This window comes from Streptomyces sp. NPDC054757 (assembly GCF_053612185.1).
This window is the reverse complement of the sequence record NZ_JBSHBW010000013.1, coordinates 178942-201663: the sequence shown is the minus strand read 5'-3', so window position 1 is coordinate 201663 and position 22722 is coordinate 178942. Positions and strand designations below refer to the sequence as shown.

Annotated in this window: 15 protein-coding genes; 9 read left to right on the top strand and 6 right to left on the bottom strand. The window is 71.9% G+C overall.

The window, feature by feature from the left end; genetic code table 11:
• Window positions 1–52: 52 nt before the first annotated feature.
• The gene (locus ACWGKJ_RS18085; RefSeq protein ID WP_385034016.1) at window positions 53–898 is read right to left on the bottom strand and encodes a helix-turn-helix transcriptional regulator; all 846 of its coding nucleotides are present in this window, start codon (window positions 896–898) and stop codon (window positions 53–55) included.
• Window positions 899–1895: 997 nt separating this feature from the next.
• Here ACWGKJ_RS18085 and ACWGKJ_RS18080 point away from each other — a divergent pair.
• Window positions 1896–4166 (top strand): ATP-binding protein, encoded by a 2271-nt coding sequence (locus tag ACWGKJ_RS18080; protein ID WP_385034013.1) that lies wholly within the window; start codon window positions 1896–1898, stop codon window positions 4164–4166.
• A gap of 309 nt (window positions 4167–4475) precedes the next feature.
• Here the strand turns inward: ACWGKJ_RS18080 and ACWGKJ_RS18075 are convergent, their stop codons facing one another.
• On the bottom strand, window positions 4476–5966 hold the full coding sequence (locus ACWGKJ_RS18075; protein WP_385020142.1) for an MFS transporter: 1491 nt from the start codon (window positions 5964–5966) through the stop codon (window positions 4476–4478).
• Between the two features lie 490 nt (window positions 5967–6456).
• Between ACWGKJ_RS18075 and ACWGKJ_RS18070 the strand changes: the two genes are divergently transcribed.
• From ACWGKJ_RS18070 to cpt, 4 genes are all read left to right on the top strand, one after another.
• Window positions 6457–7527 carry an FAD-dependent oxidoreductase gene (locus tag ACWGKJ_RS18070; RefSeq protein ID WP_385020139.1) on the top strand — a complete coding sequence of 357 codons (1071 nt, stop codon included), beginning with the start codon at window positions 6457–6459 and terminating at the stop codon, window positions 7525–7527.
• A gap of 306 nt (window positions 7528–7833) precedes the next feature.
• The gene (locus ACWGKJ_RS18065) at window positions 7834–8574 is read left to right on the top strand and encodes an LmbU family transcriptional regulator (protein ID WP_385020136.1); all 741 of its coding nucleotides are present in this window, start codon (window positions 7834–7836) and stop codon (window positions 8572–8574) included.
• 389 nt (window positions 8575–8963) lie between these two features.
• Window positions 8964–10448: an ABC transporter substrate-binding protein gene (locus ACWGKJ_RS18060; protein WP_385020133.1), complete on the top strand. Its 1485-nt coding sequence runs from the start codon at window positions 8964–8966 to the stop codon at window positions 10446–10448.
• An 84-nt stretch (window positions 10449–10532) separates the two neighbouring features.
• Complete coding sequence (cpt, locus tag ACWGKJ_RS18055; RefSeq protein ID WP_385020151.1) at window positions 10533–11063, top strand: chloramphenicol phosphotransferase CPT; 531 nt, start codon at window positions 10533–10535, stop codon at window positions 11061–11063.
• A 118-nt stretch (window positions 11064–11181) separates the two neighbouring features.
• Here the strand turns inward: cpt and ACWGKJ_RS18050 are convergent, their stop codons facing one another.
• Together ACWGKJ_RS18050 and ACWGKJ_RS18045 are read right to left on the bottom strand one after the other, a co-directional pair.
• The gene (locus ACWGKJ_RS18050; RefSeq protein ID WP_385020130.1) at window positions 11182–12822 is read right to left on the bottom strand and encodes a family 20 glycosylhydrolase; all 1641 of its coding nucleotides are present in this window, start codon (window positions 12820–12822) and stop codon (window positions 11182–11184) included.
• A 553-nt stretch (window positions 12823–13375) separates the two neighbouring features.
• Window positions 13376–15925 carry a glycoside hydrolase family 3 C-terminal domain-containing protein gene (locus tag ACWGKJ_RS18045; RefSeq protein WP_385020127.1) on the bottom strand — a complete coding sequence of 850 codons (2550 nt, stop codon included), beginning with the start codon at window positions 15923–15925 and terminating at the stop codon, window positions 13376–13378.
• Window positions 15926–16221: 296 nt separating this feature from the next.
• Here ACWGKJ_RS18045 and ACWGKJ_RS18040 point away from each other — a divergent pair, with 296 nt between their 5' ends.
• Window positions 16222–17163: an SGNH/GDSL hydrolase family protein gene (locus ACWGKJ_RS18040; RefSeq protein ID WP_385020123.1), complete on the top strand. Its 942-nt coding sequence runs from the start codon at window positions 16222–16224 to the stop codon at window positions 17161–17163.
• 117 nt (window positions 17164–17280) lie between these two features.
• Here ACWGKJ_RS18040 and ACWGKJ_RS18035 read toward each other — a convergent pair whose 3' ends face one another.
• Window positions 17281–18297: an Lrp/AsnC family transcriptional regulator gene (locus tag ACWGKJ_RS18035; RefSeq protein WP_385020120.1), complete on the bottom strand. Its 1017-nt coding sequence runs from the start codon at window positions 18295–18297 to the stop codon at window positions 17281–17283.
• Window positions 18298–18674: 377 nt separating this feature from the next.
• Between ACWGKJ_RS18035 and ACWGKJ_RS18030 the strand changes: the two genes are divergently transcribed.
• Complete coding sequence (locus ACWGKJ_RS18030) at window positions 18675–20054, top strand: MFS transporter (protein WP_385020117.1); 1380 nt, start codon at window positions 18675–18677, stop codon at window positions 20052–20054.
• Window positions 20051–21304 carry a M20 family metallopeptidase gene (locus ACWGKJ_RS18025; RefSeq protein WP_385020114.1) on the top strand — a complete coding sequence of 418 codons (1254 nt, stop codon included), beginning with the start codon at window positions 20051–20053 and terminating at the stop codon, window positions 21302–21304. The genes ACWGKJ_RS18030 and ACWGKJ_RS18025 overlap by 4 nt, the downstream gene beginning before the upstream one ends.
• A 165-nt stretch (window positions 21305–21469) precedes the next feature.
• Here the strand turns inward: ACWGKJ_RS18025 and ACWGKJ_RS18020 are convergent, their stop codons facing one another.
• Window positions 21470–21925 carry a MarR family winged helix-turn-helix transcriptional regulator gene (locus ACWGKJ_RS18020; RefSeq protein ID WP_385020111.1) on the bottom strand — a complete coding sequence of 152 codons (456 nt, stop codon included), beginning with the start codon at window positions 21923–21925 and terminating at the stop codon, window positions 21470–21472.
• 118 nt (window positions 21926–22043) lie between these two features.
• Between ACWGKJ_RS18020 and ACWGKJ_RS18015 the strand changes: the two genes are divergently transcribed.
• A complete protein-coding gene (locus ACWGKJ_RS18015) occupies window positions 22044–22652 on the top strand; it encodes a non-oxidative hydroxyarylic acid decarboxylases subunit B (protein ID WP_385020108.1) in 609 nt (202 codons plus the stop codon).
• The last annotated feature ends 70 nt before the right edge of the window (window positions 22653–22722 follow it).

Genomic DNA, 22722 nt, shown 5'->3' with positions numbered 1-22722 from the left:
CGACCTTCTTCAGGTCGTCCGGGCCGGCGTCGTCGTCGGTGGTGCCCGCGGCTCAGTCCAGCAGCAGCGGCAGCCGGGCGGCGCTCTGCGGGTCGACCGGGAGCCGGGTGACCAGATGGATCCTGGGGTCGTCGGCGGCGATCAGCTTCGACTGGCGCAACGACAGCGCACCCGCCCGCGGGTGCTGGAACCGCTTGAGGACGGGCTGGTACCCCGCCACCTCGTGCCGCTCCCAGTACCGGGCGAACTCCGGTGACGCGGACCGCAGTTCCGCGGTGATCTCGCCGAACCTGGGGTCCGCCGGATGCTCGTCGGCCGTCATCCGGAACTGCGCCAGCACGAGCGTCGCCTGCTGCTCCCAGTCGGTCATCAGCTCCCGGGCCGGGCCCCACCCGAAAATCATCCACAGCATGTTCCTGCGGGCTTCCGGCAGTTCGGAGAAGTCGGTGAACAGCCCGGTCTCCGCCCGGTTCCAGCCCAGGATGTCCCAGTGCTGGTCGAGCAGGAACGACGGGTTGGGGTTGAGGGCGTCCAGTACGGCCTGCAGATGGCCGGCGGCCACCGGGCACGCCCTGCCGCTCTCGGCCGCCGGCGGCAGCTCCCCCGCGAGCCGGTAGAGGTGCTGCTCCTCCATGACGGACAGCCGGAGAGCGCGGGCCAGTGAACCGAGCACCTGGCGCGAGACCTTGATGTCGCGCCCCTGCTCCAGCCACGTGTACCAGCTGAGGCTGACTCCGGAGAGTACGGCTACCTCCTCGCGCCGCAGTCCGGGCGTCCGCCGGCGGGCCGTGTCGGCGACACCGGCGTCCGCGGGCGAGAGGCGCTCCCTACGCGACCTGATGAAGGCTCCGAGGGAGCTTCGGCCGGCGCCGTCGGAGTCGGGGGGTGTGGCAGGCATCTCACCCACAGTAGCAGCCCGGTTCTGATCGGTTGTCCCGCCGGCGGGACAGCCCGGCGGCCCCGCACAGGGGTGCGTCCGAAGCCCTGGATTGCGCCCGACACTGTCTGGAATTCGCCCCCAAGGACCACCGGACCGGGGCCGTTCGACCCTTTTGCCGCCTTACATCAACTTACCCAACTTTCTGGCGATTTCACAGGTTTCAGCACCTTCACTCCGGCACGCCCCCCGGCGAGTGACCGGGCCCGGCGCTCCGCGGGAAGCCGCCCAGGCCGGGTACCGGCCAGGTCAGCACCTTCCGCCCGGCCGTGGAATTCACGGCACCGAAACAAGGCGCCCCAAAGGAGAGAAAAGAACGGAACAAAGTATTCCGAATCGTTGACGTAGCATTTCGGCCGCCCGCCCGGTATACCTTCCCGGCTTTCCACCGGAACTCCGAATCCGAACACGGGGAGCACGGGGGAAGGTGTGCCAAATCCTCCCGCGGTGAACACCCCGTGAACGACGGGCGGCCGGGACCGAGGGCCCCGGAGACGAAGGGGACGGCACGAACTCTCAGGTCAGGCGGGTGCGTTGCGAAACCGCGCCCGCCCGGACCGGCCCGCCTTTTACCGGATCGGGCAGGGAAACGGGCGCCGATTCGGGCCCCTGAGTTCACCCGACCGGCCAGTAGGAAACTCTCTTGCTCCCTAACTTGACCACAGTTACAGTGGGCAGGTTGCGCCCCCCGATTCCGCTGGAACCACCGTCTGCCCTTCTCGTTCACTTGAAGGGAATTCACCGCACTATCGCGTTCGGCGGCCGGGTCCGCGTAACGGAGGATGGCGTTGATGGCACCACGGGGGAAACGGGGAGTCGATGACGAGACCAGCGGTGCGGTCGGTGGCGAACGGTGTGATCTGCCGGGATGTGCGGATGTGCAGCCTTTCCAGGCCCCGCTTCTAGCCCCACTGACCTGCACATCGTTGTCGATATCCAGCGCAGCAGGAGGTTTGTTTTGGCTGCCGAGCCGGACGGGGCCACCCCCTTCAGCAGGGAACTCGCGGCACTACTGGAAGAGCGCGGGCTCTCCTGGCGCAAGCTGGCACAGCACGTGGGCTACACGGCCGGCTGGCTGAGCAAGATAAGACACGGCAGACGGCCGTCCGAGGATCTGGCGCGCCGGTGCGACGAGGTCCTGGGCGCGGGCGGCAGGCTGCTGGCCCTCGCCGCGGCCGATCCCGCTCCGGCCGCCGCCCCGCCGCATCTGGTGCGCCCCGCCCAACTGCCCGGTGTCACCATCGGTTTCGTAGGCCGCCAGAGCGCCATCGGACAGCTGAACGGCGCGCTCCAGGAGCCCGACCACCCGGGCGCACCGCATGTGGTGGCGGTCGACGGCCCGCCCGGTGTGGGCAAGACCGCACTCGCGCTGCGCTGGGCGCACAGCGTCGCCCGGCTCTTTCCCGACGGTCAGCTCTACGTCGATCTGCACGGCTACTCCAGCAACCAGTCGCAGGTCCTTCCGCAGGACGCCCTGGAGAAGTTCCTGGTGGCGCTCGGCTGCCCGCTCAACGAGGTACCGCGGAGCGTCGACGAACGCGCGGCGCTCTACCGGACGATGCTGTCCGGCCGCCGGACCCTGGTGATCCTGGACAACGCGGCGGACTTCTCCCAGGTGGAGCCCCTGTTGCCGGGCTCCAGCGAGTGTGTCGTCGTGGTCACGAGCCGCAGCAGGCTCTTCGCCATGGCGGTGCGCACCCACGCCACCCGGGTCACTCTGGAGCCGTTGTCGGACGGAGACTCCGTACTGCTGCTGCGGACAGCGATCGGCGAGCGGGCCGACGCCGAGGCCCATGTCCTCGACGAACTGGCCGTCCGCTGCGGTCATCTGCCGCTCGCCCTGCGGATCGTGGCCGAGCAGGCGGTCAGCAACCCGCACATCGGTCTGGAGCAGCTGCTCGCCAATCTGGTCGCGGAGCGCCGGCAGCTGGAAGTGCTCTCGCCCGACGAACCGGTCGCGGTGCGCACCGTGTTCTCCTGGTCCTACCGCAAACTGGACCCCGAGAGCAGGCGGATGTTCCGGCTGCTGAGCCTGCACCCGGGGGTGCGCATCTCCCCCGCCTGCGCCGCGGCTCTCTGCGCCCGCCCGCCGGCGAAGACCGCGGCGCTCCTGGAGAAGCTGCACAGCATGCATCTGCTGGAGGCGCTGGGCGACGACGGCCTCCGGCTCCCCGAACTGCTACGGCTCTACGCGGCCGAGCGTGTCCTCGTCGACGAGGTGGCGGAGTCACGCCGCCAGGCCGTCGAGCGCATGGTGGAGTGGTACATCCGCATGGTGTCGGCGACCCATGCCCACCTCGCCCCGTTCCGTACGAGTCTGGACTGGGTGCGCTGGCAGCCGCGGCACGACGACTACGCCCCCGCCGCCTTCGACGACGCGGTGGCGGCGCTGCGCTGGTGCGACTCGGAGCTGTCCAACCTGATGCCGGTCAGCGAACTCGCGGCGGAGCACGGGCTGCGTGACGAGGTGGTCCTGCTGGGACTGCGCCTGTTCGACTATCTGATCCTGCGCAAGCCCTGGTCCGTCTGGATACTGACGCACGAACTCGCGCAGAAGGCGGCCCTGGAGACCGGCGACGACCGGGCCGCGGGGTGGATCAAGACCCATCTGGCGTACGCCTGCTGGTGGTTGCGCGACTGCCGGCGCAGCCGCCGTCTCTGCGAGGAGGCGCTGGTCCTGCTCCGCCGTGTCCAGGACCGGCCGGGCGAGGGATGGGCCCTGGAGAACTGCGCCATCACGGTGCGCGACCACGGCGATCTCGGTGAGGCCCATGACTTCGCCGTGCGCGCGCTCGACATCTTCACCGAGGCGGGCAGCCACGAGGGCCAGGCCGCGGCGCTCGGCACCCTGTGCGACATCGAGACCCGGACCGGCAGGCCGGACGCGGCGCTGACCGCCGCGCGGGACTCGCTGCAGATCTGCGAGGAGATCCGGGACTACCAGCGCCAGGGGCGGAGCCTGATCAAGGTCGGCATCATCTACCAGTCGCGCGGCGACAGCGAGCAGGCCCTGCGGTACGCCGAACTCGCCGTCGGACTCCACCGTTCCGCGAGGGACCGGTGGGGCGAAGCCGAATCGCTCGCCCGCCAGGGGGACATCCTGCACGAACTGGGCCATGAGGCACGGGCGACAGCCTCCTGGGGCGCAGCCCTGAACGCGTACAGCGAGATGAACGACCCGCGCGTCGAGGACGTACGGAAGGCGATGGAGCAGGTCCGCCTGCCGTAGGCCGTGCCGTCCGGATCACGAGGCCCACCGGGGCGTTCGTCCGTACCGGTGGTGCTCCGCCCCGCCCCGGCCCGTGGCCCCGAACGGGGGGGGCGGGGCCGTGGCTGCGGGGCGGGGCGGAGCGGTCTGTGGCCCGGCCGGACTCCAGTGCCGCGGCAGGCAGGGTTTGCCCGTCAAGGAGCGGCGTCCGGTGCATGCTCTCGGCGTGCCGGCCGGAAGTCCTCGTACTGGACGTACTTGGGCTTTCGGCCGGTGCGGCGAGAGTGCGTGCCGGGCGTCGCGACGGGGCAAACCTTGCCTGCCGTGGCACTAGCGGGCGGCCCGCAGCCGGTCGGACGAGCGCTTGTTGTACGCCATGAGCAGCGTGACGATCAGCACCAGAGCGATATCGATGACCGCCGCGACCTCCATCGCCCGTGCGTAGTGCGGCCCGGACACCCTGCCGGTGGCCACCGCGGGCCCCGCGATGGAGAAGAACACGGCGCCCACCAGCGAGACACCCGCCGAACTCCCGAACTGCTGGGCCGTGTTGAGCACACCCGCGCCGATCCCGGCCTGCTGCGGCTTGATGCCCAGCATCGAAGCGCCGATGAGCTGGGGCAGCACGGCGCCGTTCCCCGCGCCCGTCAGCATGATCGAGACGATGAGTCCCGGCACGGTGGTGTCCACTCCGGAGAAGTACAGCTGGAGTGCGAGCGAGGCCAGTCCGGCCATGGTGATCACACCGCCGACGACCACCACCCGCAGCCCGTACCGGCGCATCAGCCGGGAGGCGACCATGGCGCTGGACGAGAACATCACGGCGCTCGACGTCACCAGCAGACCCGCATGCAGCGGTGAGTAGCCCCGGCCGACCTGGAGGTACTGGGAGAGGGCGAACATGAAGCTGGCGAAGTAGGCGAGGAACGCGGCGCCCGCCAGCACCCCCGACGCGTACGAGCGGATCCGCAGCAGCGTCAGATCGAGCACCGGTGTGGAGCCGCGCTCCCGTACGGCCTTCTGCCAGCGGAGCGTCAGCAGACCGGCGGGCACCGACGCGACCAGGCAGATGAACGTCCAGGCCGGCCAGCCCTCGTCGTTGCCGAGGGAGAGCGGCACCAGGACGAGCGCGACGGTGAGGGCGACGCCCGCGGCGCCCAGCGGGTCGAGCCGCTGCCGCCGGGGCGGGGTCATGACGGGCAGGTACCGCCTGGCGAAGAAGATCGCCACGGCGGCGACCACCAGGTTGACCAGGAAGATCACCCGCCAGCCCAGGCCGAACAGATCGGCGTCGAGCATCAGGGCGCCGAGCACGTTCGCCGACACGGAGCCGAGCCCGCCCGCGACCCCGAACCAGGCCATCGCCTTGGGGCGGTCCTGCGGGGCGAACGTCGAGGTGATCGTCGCCAGCACCTGAGGGACCATCATGGCCCCGGTGAGCCCCTGGAGCAGCCGGGCGGCCACGAGCTGCCACGGCTCCTGGGCGATCCCGCACAGCAGTGAGGCGAAGGCGAAGGCGACCATGCCCACCATGTACAGCCTGCGGTAGCCGAACAGGTCGCCCAGTCGCCCGCCGGTGATCAGACCGCTCGCATACGCGAACGCGTAACCGGCGACTATCAGCTCCAGCATGACCGGGCCCGCGTGCAGTTCGTGCGAGATCGACGGTGCGGCGACGTTCACCACGAAGAAGTCGAACTGCGCCATGAACATCGCGGTCAACAGCACTGCCAGCATGCGCCCGTTCCCGGCGGGCGCCTCCTTCTCCGGTCCCTTTGCCGCCGCCACCGGGGCGGGGACGGCCGCGTCCGTGTCGCTCATGACGTCACACCCTTTTCCAGCGCCGCCGCCCGTGTACCGGCGCACGCTCTGCTCACTGGTCCGCTACGGACGGTATTCACGTACATCTCGGATATTAGTCATCCGTGACATACGGTGTCCACAGGAAAGCTCCCGGCCGGAGTCACACCCCCGGTCCGCCCGCCCTCCTCAACTCCGCCGCACGGCACGGTGCTTCGTGGATTTCCCGGCGGCCGGCGGGCCCGGCGGGACGCGGCCGGGCCGGGTCCGCGGGCCGTGACGCCGCACGGCGGGGTGCGCCGGCGCCCCCTGGCTTTCGGGGCGACGGTCGGTCATCATCGCCGTTCAGACCGCCTGGTCGCCGGCTGGAGCCGCGAGAGCCCACGAGGTGGAAAAGCCGTGCGCTCTCTCCCCGTTACGGCGGTGGGCCGTCCGGACTTCCGGGCCGCGAGGGGTGTGTCACCCATCCTTCGCCGCCGAGAGGACGTTTCACAACCATGCGGAATCGCCGATGCTGAGCGCGCGCGGACACGCTGTCGTCATCGGCGCGGGCGCGACCGGACTGATGGCGGCGCACGCCCTGGCCGACCTCTACGCGTGGGTGACCCTCCTCGAACAGGACCGGATCGTCACGGGGGACGACACGGCGCCCGAGTACGGCCGGCGTCTCCAGACGCTGGGCATCCTGTCGCTCCGCGACCGGGCGGTGGAGCGGCTGCTCCCCGGCTTCCTCGCCGCGCTGCGGGCCGCGGGCGCGCCCGCGGCCGACCTGCTGGGCGGCTGCCGCTGGTACCTCGGGGACAGCCCGCTCGACCGCCGGGACTCCGGACAGCCCGGCATCTCCATGAGCCGGGCCTTCCTGGTACGGGAGTTGAGAAGGCGGCTGCTGACCCGGCCGGGCGTCGGCATCGTGGACAGCTCGACCGTGACCGGGCTGGTGCTCGCCCCGAGCGGGAACCGGGTGACCGGGGTCCGGGTGCGGCCCCAGGGCGAGCACGAGCAGGTGGTCGAGGCGGATCTGGTCGTGGACGCGTCGGGGGCTGCCCCGCACTCCTCGGTCTGGCTCTCCGGGGCGGCCCCCGCCGGGCGGGGCGGCGGCGCGGGGCTGTCCGGCGGGGGCTATGTGATACGGCGCTACCGGCTGCCGGCCGGGGCGCTCGGAAGTGACATCGCGGTCGTCGCCGCACCGTCCGACGGGGTTCCCCGGTACGGATGTCTGGCGCGCGAGGAGAACGAACGCTGGGCCCTGAGCCTGGGCAGCCTCCGCGGCGATCTGCCCCGCGACAGTGCGCACACCGCCTATCTCCGCTTCACCCGGGGACTTGCCGTACCCGACATCCACGAGGCGTTGCACCACGCCGAGCCGCTGGACGACCCGGCACCGGTCACCGTCCCGCACCGGCCGCCGCAGCGTGCCCGCCGGGCGGTGCCGCGGCTGGTCGTGCTGAGCGACTGGCCCGACCGGTTCGGGCCCGCCAACTCCCGCAGTGTCACGGCCGCGGCGCTGGAGTCGCTGCTGCTGCGCGGACGTCTGGCCGGGGTTGCCGACACCCTTGGCGCCAGGCCCCCCGGACCGCTCTGACAGCGGCCGAACGGCCGGACCGCGTACGGGAACGGCGCGCCGTCCGGATGTCCCGCCGGCGGGACATCCGGAGGGCCGGCCGCGACCGGCCCGGCACCCGGCTGTAAGGGTCGGGCACTGGTCCGGACCGTTTCCTCATTCAGTCAACATGGCAACACTGGTGAAGCCCTGCCCCCTCCACCATCCTGAGGGAAAGCCCCGATTCGCCCAACGGGTGAGGGGCTGGGGGCAGCGGGGGAAACGAGACTCAGTGCTCGCGCTGCCGCCCATCGGTCATGGGACGACAGACGATGGACGGACGTAATCGTGACGACGAGCACCAGAGGACCCGTAACCGCACCGGACGAACGCCGCACCCTGGCCAGGATCGGCTCGGCGGCGGCCCCCTGCCCTCCTACGGCGGGCCGGCACGGCGGCCTCCCGCAGGGAACGCCCCGGGCGGCCCGGCCGGTCGCCTCCTCGCGGCCGTACCAGGCGCCGCGCAAGGACCAGATCCTCACCACCAGAGTCGGTCTGCAGTTCCCGAAGGCGGTGCCGTTCGACGTCTGGCAGGAGGCCGGGGTCAAGATCTTCCACACCGCTGACTCCTTCGCCTGGTGCCTCGGCGACTGGCTGGTCTACGGGCAGGACCGCTACGGGGACCGGTACCGCCGCGCGGTGGACGTCGCGGGCCTGGACTACCAGACCCTGCGCAACTACGCCTGGACGGCCCGCAAGTTCGAGATGCCCCGCCGTCATCCTCAGCTCAGCTTCCAGCACCACGCGGAGGTCGCCTCGCTCGATCCGGCCCAGCAGGACCTGTGGCTGGCGCGGGCGGAGGAGAACAAGTGGTCCAAGACGGAGCTCCGCCGGCGCCTGCGGGCCGCTCGCGGTTCCTCCGGTCCGACGCCGCTGACCCGGCTCCCTGAACTCAAGGTGGCCAGCGAGACGATGGAGCGGTGGCGCGCCGCCGCGAACCGGACGGGCAAACCGTTCGACGAGTGGATCACGGCGGCGCTCGACATCGCCGCGCACGCCCCGGGAACCGGCCGGGCCGACGCCGCCTGACCAGCCCGCCGAGGCGTTCACCCGCCCCCGCAGGTTCCGCCCCGACCGGGCGGCGCCGGCGGGGGCGGCTGCGTAGTACGCCCTTTCGGTCCGGACCGGACCGGCAACCGGAGCCGCTGACCTGGCATCCGCGCGCACACGAAAACCATACTTTGTGCTGTTTTGGCGCCGGGGAGCCGCACCGCGCGGTTCAGGCTTCTCCGGACGACGCATTGACGGCCAGAAACCGATCACAATATGGTTTTCAAAGTCCACGAGCCTTCCGGCTGGGCGCGCTGCCCGGCTGCCCGCTGCCGTTCCGCCGGGTCACCCCCTTTCCCGGCCACCCAGACGGAGAGAACATGATGAGGCATTCCGCTCGAACCGGGGCTTTGACAGCCTGCGTCACCGTGCTGTCCTTGGCGCTCGCGGGCTGCGGCGGAGGCGGCGGTTCCGCCGGGGGCGGTTCCACCGAGCTCGACATCGCCACCCTCACGGGCGCCCAGAGCCTCGACCCGGCCGACGCGCTCGGCAGCGCGCTGCCGTACTTCCAGGCGGTCTACGACACGCTGCTCAAGCGGGCTCCGGACGGCAGCTTCCGGCCGATGCTGGCCACCAAGTGGTCGTACGACAAGGACCGGACGCGGCTGTCGCTGACGCTGCGCCGGGGCGTGAAGTTCACCGACGGGACCGCGTTCGACGCAGAGGCCGTCAAGGCCAATATGGAGCACTTCAAGAAGGGCGGCGGTGGCGGGGCCAAGGATCTCAGCGCCCTGCGGGCCGTCGAGGTGCGGGACGCCACCCATGTGACGCTCCGGCTCTCGGCCCCCGACCCGGCGATGCTGTTCTATCTGAGCGACGCGGCCGGGCTGATGGCGAGCCCGGCGAAACTGGCGGGCGGCACCCTCAGGACGGATCCGGACGGCACGGGCCCGTACACCCTCGACAAGGCCAGGACGGCGGTCGGCGGCAAGTACGTCTTCGAGCGCAGGAAGGACTACTGGGGCAGCCAACTCCCTTACCGCACCCTGACGATCAGCGTCTTCGACAACGAGACGGCCATCGTCAACGGCCTCAGGACGGGTCAGATAGACACCGCCGTCCTCCAGGACGCGAACCAGCAGGAGGCAGTCAAGTCCGGCACCGACCTCCGGACGACCGAGCACACCTTCGACTTCCAGGGGCTGCTCCTCTTCGACCGGGCGGGCGTACGGACCCCGGCGCTGCGGGAGGTTAAGGTACGTCAGGCACTCAACTACGCGCTGGACCGCGGCACGATGCTCGACCAGATCCGCCGGGGCGGCGGTCAGATCACCGACCAGGTCTTCGGAACGGACACCAAGGCGTACGACAAGAGCCTGGACACGTACTACGACCACGACCCGGCGAAGGCGAGGAAGCTGCTCGCCCAGGCCGGCTACGCCAAGGGGTTCACCCTGAAGCTGCCGAGGATCTCCGCCATCGTCAACGACGCCCTCGCCTCGTCGATCGCGACGGATCTCAAGGCGGTGGGGATCAAGGTGGTCTGGGACCAGCTCGACGGCAACAGCGCCGTGCAGAAGATCTACAAGGACCGGGCCTACTCCGCCATGGTCATGAACATCGGCCAGTCACCGGTCGACTGGGTCACCGTCCAGGACCTGGTGACACCCGGCACGTTCAACCTCTTCGGCTCGACCGACGCGACCGTCAGGCAATTGCTCCCGCGCATCCAGGCGGGCGGCCCCCGGGCGGACACGGCGGCGCGCGCCCTGAACAGGCATCTCGTCCAGCAGGGCTGGTTCGTCCCCTTCTACCGGTCGTCGTTCCTGCTGGTGTCGGGCAAGGACGTGAAGGCCGAGACACAGTCCGGGATGGGCGTGCCGTCGATCTACGACTACACACCGGCGGGGTAGGCGTCCGGCCGCGGGCGCCGCTGCGACGGCGCCCGCCGGAATCCGTTTCGGGCACGGGTCCGGCGGCCCTACTGTGGGCCGGTGATGACCCAGGTGATCGTTCTCAACGGTGGTTCCAGCGCGGGGAAGTCCGGGATCGTCCGGTGCCTTCAGGCGGTCCTGCCGGATCCCTGGCCGGCCTTCGGGGTCGACACGCTGGTCGGTGCGCTGCCCGCCTCCCTGCGGTCGGCACAGGCCGGGATCGAGTTCGCTCCGGACGGAGGGATCATCGTCGGGGCGGAGTTCCGTGCGCTGGAGGCGGCGTGGACCGAGGGGATCGCCGCCATGGCCCGCGCGGGGGCCCGGGTCATCGTCGACGAGGTCTTCCTCGGCGGGGCGGACTCGCAGCGGCGCTGGCAGCGGGCGCTGGAGGGTCTGCCGGTGCTGTGGGTCGGCGTCAGATGCGACAGCGCGGTCGCCGCGGACCGCGAGGTGGCGCGGGGCGACCGGGTCGTCGGTATGGCCGCGTCCCAGGCGGACCTGGTCCACCGGGGCGTGGTCTACGACCTGGAAGTGGACACCACGCACACGGAGTCGATGGCGTGCGCACGGACCATCGCCGCACGGGTCGGGTGACCCGCGGCCCCGGGTGCGCGCCCAGGACCGCGGCGGCGCCCGGCACCGGGCAGGCGCGGAACCGCGGGCCGCAGCCGGGGGTGCCTCCACCGCAGACCGAGGTGGAGGCACCCCCGGCTCACTCATCCCAGGGCACGTCCGGTGCGGCGAAGTGGACCAGTCCGCGCTCGCTCCATATGCGGGCGTGCCGGGCGATGCGGGTGCGGTACTCGTCCCACTCCGGCGCCCGTCCCGACCAGGCGGCCTCGGCGAGTGAACCGATGCGCGGCAGCAGCAGGGTGGTCAAGTCCTCCATTCCGCGCAGGGTATGGGCGAAGAGCGTCGCCTCGACGCCCGCCACCCGCTCGTCGGGGATGCCGTACGAGGCCGGGTCCCAGGACGCCGTGTGGCGGACGCTGCGCGGGCGGTAGCCGGGGAAGCCCAGGTGCGCCGCGCCGGCGGCCTCATCGGCGGTTCCGCCCTCGGGTGCGTAGCCGCGGTCCAGGTACAGATGGGACTGCGGTGACAGCAGCACCCGGCCGCCCCCGGCGATGATCCGCTCGACGTCGTGGTCGGACGGGGCGAAGAACTTCTTGAGCGCCCTGATGAACTCCAGGGTCATGCCCGATGCGGCCAGCCGGGGCCGCTCGGCGAGTTCCTCCGCGGTGTCGGGCAGGTCCATCATCGGGACGTCGACCCAGAACTGGGCGATGTCGTCGGGCCCGGTCCCGGCCCGGGACGACTCCTGCCAGGCCACCGGTCGTTTGCCGAACTTCCTTGTGAGGGCGCGCAGTTCACGTACACCTGCCGCGAAACTGTCCTCGGTGATGCCGACCGCCTCGTCGGCGCCGATGTGCACGAAAGGCCCCTCGGTCAGGGCGCAGACATCGGCGAGGACCGCGGAGACCGCCGCATGGGTGTCCGCATCGGTGAGGTCGAGCGGCGGTACGAAGGGGAAGCGCCCCGCGAGTCCGGGCGGCGCGGGAGCGGGAGGCAGCTCCGGCAGGGCGGTGCGCAGTGCGGCGCAGTGGCCCGGGAGGTCGATCTCGGGAACGACGGTGATGTGGCGCCGGGCCGCGTACGCCTGGATCTCCCGGTACTCGTCCGTGGTGTAGTGACTCCGCTCCCCCGGCCCATCCTGCCCGGCGCCCGCAGGCGTGGCGCCCTGCGGAGGTGCGGTCAGGGACGGGACCGACGGTATGGCGAGACGCCAGCCCTCGTTGTCCGTGAGGTGCAGATGCAGCACATTGAACTTGTACAGGGCGGCGACATCGATGATGTGCCGTACCTCGTCGGCCGTGATGAACCATCGGGCCGGGTCGATCAGCAGCCCGCGCCAGGCGTAGCGCGGTGCGTCCGCCAGCTCCTGACAGGCGATCAGGCCCTCGGGCCCCGCGGTCAGGATCAGCTGGGCGGCCGTGGTCGCCGCACGGAAGACGCCCTCGGGGGTGCGTGCCCGGCAGTCGACGGAGCGGGGGCCGACCGTCAGGCGGTACGCCTCGTCGGCCGGTACGTCTCCGCCGTCCGGCGCGACACCCACGGTACGGCCGGGTGGCACACCGGCCGCGTCGAGCGAGAGGACGATGTCGCTCGCACTCCCCGCCCGCGCGTCACCGGGCAACAGGCGCTCGCCCAGGTGCGGTGCCAGCAGGGCGCGCAGCGTGTCGGCGACCGGCGCCAGACCTTCGCCGGCGCGGATGCGCCAGGGGCCGGCAGCCGGAAGGGAACCGGCATCCGCCGCGGCGGACCGCTCGGCGGGGCTGGGAATGACCGCGTTCATGGAGCCTCCACCAGCCGTCCGGGGGCCCGGGAGCCCGGTCGGCCGAATCGTCAGGTACGGCGCTCGGGTGCCCCGGACCGGCCGGGCCCGGACTGCGCGTCGGCGCGGGCGCCTCTTCCTCCGGGACCGGCGCCGCCTGTACGCTAACACGAAAACCGATCAACGAACGCTTTTTACGGGTGGCCGCATGACGTCCTCAGCAGGGCCCGCTCTCGTGCTCCCGGCGCACTTCCTGCTGGGGGCCGCCACCTCGGCCCGCCAGACCGAGGGAAACAACGTCTCCAGCGACTGGTGGGCCCTGGAGAACCAGGAGGACACCTTCGTGACAGCGGGCGCCGAAGCGGGTGAGGCCGTGACAGACGGTGGCCGAACTGGCGGTCTGTGCTTACCCGCTGGCTTGGCCCGCGCGGCTGCTGACCCGGACGGCTGTCGACCCGTACGGCTCCGGTACCGGCCCGCAGCGGAGTGCCGGGGGCCGGATGCCCCGGGCCTTCACCCGGGCCGGGATCAGTACGTACGGGCGGAGCCGGGGGCAGCCGTCTCCGCTAACCCGCTAACCCGCTCCCGGGCCTTCGGGAGCGGGCGTCTCCGCCGCGGCGCGGGCAGCCAGGTCCTTGAGGTCCTGGGGGGACACGGGGCTCTGCGGGGAATCGGCGATCACATCCAGCGGGATCCCGGCCAGAAAGCGCCGCATCACCGGGTCCGCCAAGGCGGTTGAGCCGCCCGGCGCGCCGCCGCCGCGGGCGAACCGTTCCAGAAGCAGCGGCCCGCCGACCGGGTGCGCGAACCACTCCGCCAGCGTGTGACGGCCTGTCAGCCGGATCCGCGACGGGTCGCCGTCGACGGTCACCCGCACCGCCAGCCTGATGTCCCGGGAGGAGGCCGCCGCCTCGATACGGTAGGTGCCGCCCGCCACCCGCCACCCGCCCTCGCGCTCGCTGTAGTGGGCGAGGCCGGCACGGTCCAGCTCGACCCGGACCTCGCGGTGCTCGCCGGGTTCCAGATCCACCGCCGTGAAGCCGCGCAGTTCACGCTCGGGGCGCAGGGTCGCGCTCTCCTCGGGGCCCGCACTGTAGATCTGCACGATCTCGCGCCCGGCCCGCCGCCCGGTGTTGGTCACGCCGACCCGCACGGTCAGCCGCGCGCCGTCCGGGCCGGTTTCGACGGTGAGACCGGAGTAGTCGAACGAGGTGTAGGAGAGACCGTGGCCGAAGGGGAAGGCGACCTCGCTGCGGCGTGCGTCATACCCCCGGTATCCCACGAACACCCCCTCGCCGTAACGGACATGCCCCTCATCGCCGGGGAAGGAGAGATACGTGGGCGAGTCCTCCAGGCGCAGCGGTACGGTCTCGGCGAGCCGGCCGGACGGGCCGGCCGCACCGAACAGGATCCGCGCGAGCGCGGCTCCCCCCGCCTGGCCCAGCAGCCAGCCCTCGACAAGGGCCGGGACCCGGTCGTGCCAGGGCGCGGTACGGACCACACCGCCGTTGGAGAGGACCACCGCGACCCGGGGGTTGACGGAGACGACCCGCTCCAGGAGGCGCAGTTGGGCCTCGGGCAGATCGATGTGGTCGCGGTCGAACCCTTCCGACTCGTCCTGCGCGGGCAGCCCGAGGAACAGCAGCACGGTGTCACTGCGGGCGGCGAGCCGCTCGGCCTCCAGCGCGAGAGCAGCGGCCGGATCACCCGTAGCCGGACACTCCGTGGCCGGATCTCCCGCGACCGGGTCACCCGTAGCCGGACACTCTGCGGCCGGTTCACCCGTACCCGGATCTCCTGCGGCCGGGGCCCCCGCAGCCGGATCCCCCACAGCGGGGCCCTCCGCGGGCGGGCCCACTGTGGCCGGATCACCCGTAGCTGAATCCCCCGCAGCCGGTTCCGCGTTGCCCGCCTCCTGGTGCCCGGCCGGATGCCCACCGCCGTCCGGCAGGGCGTACCCCGGCGCGAACTCCACCCGCGCACCGTCGGCCGCCGCCCGCAGAGAGTCGAGCGGTAGGTCGAGACGGGTGGGGGTCACCTGGGAGCTGCCCGCGCCCTGGAAGCGCGGGGTGCGCGCGAGTTCACCGATCACGGCGATCCGGCCGGCGCCGGGGTCCAGCGGCAGCAGGGCGGTGTCGTTCTTGAGCAGGACGAGGCACCGCTCCGCCGCCTCCCGCGCCAGCAAGTGGTGTGCTTCGTACGGGATTTCGCCCCGCTCCCGTCCGACGGAGGCGTTCGCACGCCGGGCGAAGCGCGCCAGCCGCTCCACCGACCGGTCCAGCACCTCCGCCTCCAGGGCCCCGCACTCGACCGCGGCCACCACCTCACGGTCGGTGCGCCCACCGGTGCCCGGCATCTGCAGATCGAGTCCGGCATGCAGCGCGGCGACCCGGTCGCGCACCGCGCCCCAGTCGGACATCACCACGCCGTCGAAGCCCCACTCGGTACGCAGGATGCCGGTCAGCAGGCGGTGGTTCTCGCTCACCGGTACGCCGTTGAGCGCGTTGTAGGAGGCCATGACGGACCATGGGCGGTCGCGGCGGACGATGCGCTCGAAGGCCCGGAGGTAGATCTCGCGCAGCGGGCGTTCGTCGATGTCGGCACTGATCCGCATACGGTCGGTCTCCTGGTTGTTGGCCGCATAGTGCTTCAACGCGGCCCCCACCCCCGCCTCTTGCAGGCCGCGTACCATCGCCCCGCCCATCTCGGCCGTCAGGAACGGGTCTTCGGAGAAGTACTCGAAGTTGCGGCCGCACAGTGGCGACCGCTTGATGTTGATGCCGGGACCGAGCACCACCTGTACGCCGTGCGCCCGCGCCTCGGTGGCGATGGCGGCGGCGACCCGGGCCGCGAGTCCCGGGTCCCAGCTGCTGCCGAGGGCGACCGCCGGGGGGAAGCAGGTGGCGGGGGCCGCGCTGTGCAGATCGATCTGACCGCCGTCGCCCTGCCCCCTGGGCAGCCGCAGGCCGTGCGGCCCGTCCGAGAGGGACACCGTCGGCACCCCCGGCACCGTCTCGGTGACGAAGTCTCCCGCTCCGCTGGTCAGCGAAGCTTTCTGAGCAAGCGTCAGCTGAAGGGGCCCGTCGGGGGCGGCTGGCGCGGAGGGCGGTTTCTGGTGGGTCATACGGCCTGCCCGGTCGGTCGATGCGGCGTCGGCCGGTGCGACATCGGAGGAGTACCGGCCGGGCGCGGCAGAGCTCTGTCGCGGTCGCGAAAACCGTAAATTGATCGGATTTCACTGTCAAGGTTCTGCGCCCACGGCGACCCGGCCTCCGCACGGCGCCCCACGGCCAGCAAAATCCGCCGCGCTCCAGCGTATTGACGACCATAAACCGATCACATTACGGTTTTCGAGCCCGGGGTGCTCCGCCCCGGTACAGCCCCCGTACGTCCGGGCCTCTCACGAGATGAGGGACAGCAATGCCGCTGCACCGTTCCGTGCCCCGTCCCACCGGGTTCCCGCCCGCCGCAGCCGTCCGCCGGCCTCTCGCCAGAGCCGGTGTCCCGCTGGCCGTGGCCGGGCTTGCGGCCCTGGCTCTCGCGGCGCCCGCCGCGGCCCGTACGACCGCACCCGCCGGCCACACGGGGGCAAACGCCGCCGGGGCGCACTATGTGGCGCTGGGCGACTCGTACAGCTCAGGGGCGGGCATCCCCGATCAGGTGGACGTGAACTGCGCCCGCTCCGACCAGAACTATCCGTCCCTGACCGCGAAGGCCATCGGTGCGGCGCAAGTGACGGATGTGACCTGCGGGGGCGCCGACACCACCGACATGACCCAGCGGCAGGGCTCGGCCCCGCCCCAGCTGGACGCCCTGCGCCCGGACACGACGCTGGTCACCCTGGGCATCGGCGGCAACGACCTCGGCCTGACCGGGGTCATCACCCGCTGTGTGCTGCTCGCGAACCTCGCGCCGAACGGCGCGCCCTGCAAGAGCAGTTACACCCTCCTGGGCACCGACGAGATCCGCTCGCGCATCAACGCCATCGGCCCGAAGATCGAAGCGGTCCTCAAGGAGATCCACACCCGCTCCCCGCAGGCGAAGGTGGCCCTGGTCGGCTATCCGGTGATCGTCCCCGACGACGGTTCGGCCTGCCGCGGCACGATCCCCCTCGCCAAGGGCGACTTCGCGTGGTTCCGCGACGAGGAGAAGGCGCTCGACTCCATGCTCGCCGAGCAGGCCGCCGTGTACGACGCGGCCTATGTGGACACCTACACCCCCTCGGTCGGCCATGACGCCTGCAAGGCGGACGGCGTGCGGTGGATCGAGCCGAAGGAGTCGGTGGCCGCCGCCGGTTTCCACCCCAACGCGGCCGGCGAGCGGAGCATGGCCGGCGCGGTCCTCGGGGCGCTCGGCCGGTGAGACGGTCCGGCCCGAGGGCGGGCTCCCGTCCGCCGGGCAGACCCTGATCCGCACGGCAGGCCCTGGCGGACGGCAGCCCCTGATCCGCACGGCAGGCCCTGGCGGCCGACTCCTCTGCTACCAGGGGGAGATCGGCCGTACGCCCACCCTGCGGCCCTCCTCGTCGAGCAGATGCCCCATGCGCTTGACCGTGTGCAGGCCGACGATGCGGTCGGTCACCGTGAGGGTGGGCAGCCGGGCGCAGAGCGCGGTCTCGCGCCGCTGGATGTCCCCGAGGTCGTGCACCCAGAGCGTGGCGAAGATGTTCGCCGGCCCGGTCACGGCCGCCACCAGGCGGCATTCGGGCAGGGCGGCGAGGACCCGGTGGCTGGCCCCGATGTCCCGCGCGGGGACCTGACCGAGCAGGGAGACCGGGACCGGGCACCCGGCCAGCGCGGAGGCGATGTCGCAGCGGAAGGTCAGGACCGACGACTCCGTGAGGCGGCGCAGCCGCCGACGGACGGTCGCCGGGCTGGTGTCCGTGCGCTCGGCGAGTTCGGCCAGGCCGAGGCGGCCGTCGCGGACCAGTTCGCCGAGCAGCGCCCGGTCGACGGTGTCGAGCGGGAGCGTACGGATCGTCTCCCCCGCCGGCGACGGGCTGCCGAGGGCCGTCTGCTGGGCCGGGTCCAGGGAGCGCAGCCGCCAGCGGCTGCCCTCGACGTACAGAGACGTGGTGAACAGGCAGGTCACCGCGGTGATCCCCGGTATCCGGTCCAGTTTCCCGGTGAGGAACCGGCTGAGTGCCGTCAGATCCGGGGCGAGCACGTCCAGCAGCAGATCGGCGGTGCCGGGTCCGGTCAGCTCGATGGTCACGGCCTCCGGGAGCGCGCTCAGCTCCGCCATCAGCCGTGACCGGTCCCCCGGCAGACAGCGCAGCAGGACAAACGCCGAACAGCGGTTGCGCGAGAACTCCCGCCCCGGCGCCGCGTACACCCAGGCGAGCCCCTCCGCGCTCAGCCGCTCCCAGCGCCGCGCCAGCGTGCCCGCGGTCACCCCTAGGAGCGGCGCCAGCTCCGACCAGGACGCCCTCGGCCGCAGCTGGAGGGCGTTCACCAGAGCGAGATCGAGTTCGCTGGGGGTGACCGTTTCTCGCATCACAAGCCCTCCTTGCGGACGAATCCATGAATATTCGCGGCCGTTCGTGCTTCCGCCCGCACAGTAGCCACGGCATCCGGTTCCGGCCACCGAGGTCCCCCGCGCCGGAGATCCCTGCGCATCGGAGATCGGGACACGCCGGAGATCCCTGCGCATCGGAGATCGGGACGCGCCCGGAGACCGGTACGCGCCGGACTTCCGTACGCACCGGAGATCCGTCGGCACCGGAGGCCACCGCTCCAGAGACCCCGCGACAGAGATCCGCATCAGAGATCCCCCGCCACCAGTGATCCAGAGGTGAAGCTGTGCCCCTACGCATATCGGGAACGGAACGCGGACCCGGAACGCTGAGCTCCGGACCGGGCATGCTCGCGACGATGGCCGTCGTGATCCTGCTGGGCGGAATCGTCCAGGGCTATCTGACACCGCTGCTGCCCGAGGTCGGCCGCACCCTGCACATCAGCACCGTCGGACAGAACAACATCTATCTGCTGTCCCAGGTGGCCTTCGCGGTGATGACACCGCTGCTCTCCCGGCTGGGCGACCTGTACGGGCACCGCAGGCTCCTGCGGGTCTGCGTCGCGATGGTGGCGGGCGGTTCGCTGCTGATCGCCGTGCGGCCGTCCGCCGTGACGCTGGCCGTCGGGGTGGTGCTCCAGGGCGCCCTGGTCGGCTTCTTCCCGCTGCTCGTGGGCATCCTGCGCTCCCGCGCACCCGAACGGAACCGCACCGGGATCTCCCTCCTGGTGGGAGTCCTGCTCCTCTCCATCGGGGTCGGCGGCCTGGTGGCGGGCGCGCTCAGCGAGCGGCACGCGGCGGCCGGGCTGTGGACGGCCGTTCCGGTCGGCGTGCTCGCCGTGATCGCGGGCATCGTGCTGCCCGCCAGCGGCGCACCACGCGGCGGCCGCTTCCACTACGGAGCCGCGATGCTGCTCACGGCGGGTCTGGTGGCGCTCGTCCTGGTGCTCGCGCAGGGCGGTACGTGGGGCTGGGGAGCACCGCGTACGCTCGCTCTCGCCGTCGGGGCGGTCGTCCTGCTCGCGGCCTGGGTGGCGGTCGAGCGGAGCTCGGCGCACCCGCTGGTCAGTGTGCGGATGCTGAGCAACCCACGGCTCGCGGTGGTCAGCGGCTTCACCTTCTGCGCCTCCTTCGGCACGATCGGCTTTCTCGGCGCCAACGCCCTCTTCCTGGGTGCCTCACGCTCCACGACCGGGTACGGCATGGACCTGGGGCCGCAGGCCATCGCGACGATCTCGCTCGCCATGGTGACCGCCGGGTTCGCCGGTTCCACGCTCACCCCGCGCCTGACCCGGCGGCTCGGCGACCGCGCCGTGCTCGCCTCGGGCGGCGGTCTCGTCGCCCTGGGCTTCCTGGGGATGATCCTCTTCCACCGCACTCTCCCCCAGTACGTGGTCTGCGCCCTGGTGGTGGGGCTCGCCACCGGTCTCTTCGAGTCGGTCACCCGGACCCTGTCGGCCGAGGCGGTCGCGGAGCAGGAGACGGCCCTGGCGGTCGGCCTCAACGAACTGGCCCTCTCCCTCGGCGCGGCCATCGGCGCCGCGGTGATCGGCGCGTTCTTCGCCGCTCATGTCAGCCCCGGCACCACACACATCGCGGAGTCCGGCTACCTGTGGGGCTGGGGCGCCTGCGCCTTCGCGGCCCTCGCCGGTACGGCACTGGCGCTGCGCTACCGCGGCAGGCACGGGGAGAGCGCCCAGCAGGTACAGCACGTGGCACAGAACGGAGAACTCGCATGACGGGCACTCAGGACGCGCGCGGGACGGATGTCCGGCACACGCACCGGACGGACGTCCGGGAGACGCACGGAACGGACACCCGGCAGGCGCGCAGGGCCGTGGCCGATGCGGTCGCCTCCTGGAGCGGACAGCTCATCGGCCTCAGCCACGGACTGCACGACGAACCGGAGACGGCCCTCCAGGAACACCGGGCGGCCGCCAGGATCGGGGACCTCCTGGCGGCGGCGGGCTTCACGGTCACCCGGGGGGTGGCGGACCTCCCCACGGCTCTCGTCGGCACCTGCGGAACCGGGGAACTCGTCATCGGGTTCTGCGCCGAGTACGACGCGCTGCCCGGCATCGGGCACGCCTGCGGGCACAACGTCAACGGCGCTGCCGCCGTCGGCGCCGCCCTCGGTCTCGCCGCCGTGGCGGACCGGCTCGGACTGACCGTCAAGCTGATCGGCACACCGGCCGAGGAGGACATCGGCGGAAAGGTCCTCCTCATCGACGCCGGGGTCTTCGACGACGTGGCCGCGGCGATGATGGTGCACGCCGCCCCCGAAGACTCGGTCGGCGCCTCCTCCCTGGCGGTCGGGGCCTGGGACATCACCTACCGGGGCAAGCCCTCGCACGCGGCGCTCGCGCCCTGGGAAGGTGTCAACGCCCTCGACGCGATGACCGTGGCCCACACCGCCGTCGGGCTGCTCCGCCAGCAGCTGCCGCCGGGCGTGGTGGTGCACGGCATCGTCACGGACGGCGGCCAGGCCGTGAACATCATCCCCGCCCGCACCGGCGCACGCTGCGAGGTCAGGGCGCGGACCGTGGAGCAGCTCGGCGAGGCGCACCGGCGGGTGCGCGCCTGCTTCGAGGCCGGTGCGCTCGCCACCGGGGCCGAGCTCGAAATCGAGCCGCACGGCCGGGAGTTCGCCGATCTGCGGCAGGACCCCGATATGACGGACGCCTATGTGGAGGCCCTCGGCGAACTGGGCCGCACGGCGACAGCTCGGCACGGCGATTCGATGGCATCGACGGACATGGGCAACGTCTCCCGGCTCGTCCCCACGATCCACCCGACGATCGGCTACGAGACGGGCGGCGCCCGGCAGCACACCCCCGAGTTCACCGCGTACGGCAAGAGCGCGGGCGCCGACCGTGCCGTCCTGGACGGGGCCACCGCACTCGCCCTGACGGGCACCGCCCTGGCGGCGTCACCGGCCCGGCGGGCCCGGCTCCTCGCCGGGGTGCGGGAGCGCGGGCGCCGCTCCTGAACGGCGCGGGGCGGACCCTCAACAGAGCAACGGCCCAGCGGATCCTCAACGGAGCAGGGTCCAGCCGATCCCGAACGGCGCGCGGGCCGGCGGATCCCGAACGGCGCGGGGCCCGGCGGATCCCGAACGGCGGTTCGACGGGTCGGCGGAGCGGCCGGCGCCGGACTACCGCTGCGGCCCCTGGACCGCCCGGCGCAGCAGCGCGAGGAACTGGTCCCGCTCCTGCGGGGACAAGTGGGCGAGCATCTGCTCGCTCACTGCGGCGACGGCGGGGGCGAGCGAGGTGGCCAGCTCCCGGCCGCTGCCAGTGATGCGCACCAGCTTTCTCCGCCGGTCGCTCTCGTCCTTGGTGATGTCCACCAGACCGCGGCGCCGCAGCCGCTCCAGCAGCGGCGCCGCGGTCGACTTGTCGAGACTGGCGAGCGCGCCGAGGCTGCCCTGGTCCATCGCGCCGCGGGCCTGCAGCAGGCTCAGTACGGTGAACTGCGGCCCGGTCAGGTCCTGGTGGACCTGTTCGTACCAGAGGCGGGTGTGTACCTGGTTCAGCTGGCGGGCCAGGGGCCCGACCCCGCCGATCGCGGTGAGCAGGTCGCCGGGGTCCTGGTCGTTCTGCGGTGACATGTCCCGCCGCCATTCCTTCGATCGGCCGAATTGATCAGGACGTACACGTACTATACCGTGGAGAGCGTTAGGACGTACACGCCATAACTGTGTGCGACAGAGACACGGGAGGTGCGGGATGAAACTCGTCGTCGCGATGACCGGGGCCACCGGCGCTCCGCTGGGCGTACGCCTGCTGGAGGCACTCCGGGAGCTGGAGGTCGAGACCCACCTCGTCGTCAGCCGGTGGGCACGGGCCACGCTCGCGCAGGAGACCGCGTACACACTCCGCGAGGTGCAGTCGCTCGCCTCGGTCTGCCACAGCCCCGACGACCAGGGCGCATCGATCTCCAGCGGCTCGTTCCGGGTCGACGGCATGGTGGTCGTGCCGTGCAGCATGAAGACGCTGGCCTCGATCCGTACCGGCTACGGCGAGGGGCTGATCGGCCGGGCAGCGGATGTGACGCTCAAGGAGCGGCGGAAGCTGGTCCTGGTCGCCCGCGAGACACCGCTGTCGGCCGTGCACCTGGAGAACATGCTGGAGCTGACGCGGATGGGCGCCGTCGTCATGCCGCCGGCCCCGGCCTTCTACCACCGCCCCGCGACGGTCGCCGACGTCGTCGAACACATCGTCACGCGTGTCCTGGACCAGTTCGGTCTGGACATGCCCCAGGCCCGGCGGTGGCAGGGCATGAAGGCGGACAGCCGCCCCGCACGGTCACCCCGGCCGGCCGGCAGCGCGATCTGACGCACCGCCGTCCCGCGCAACACATCCCGTAAACCCCGCACTTACGCCGAAGCCGTGGAGCGCCGGTCCG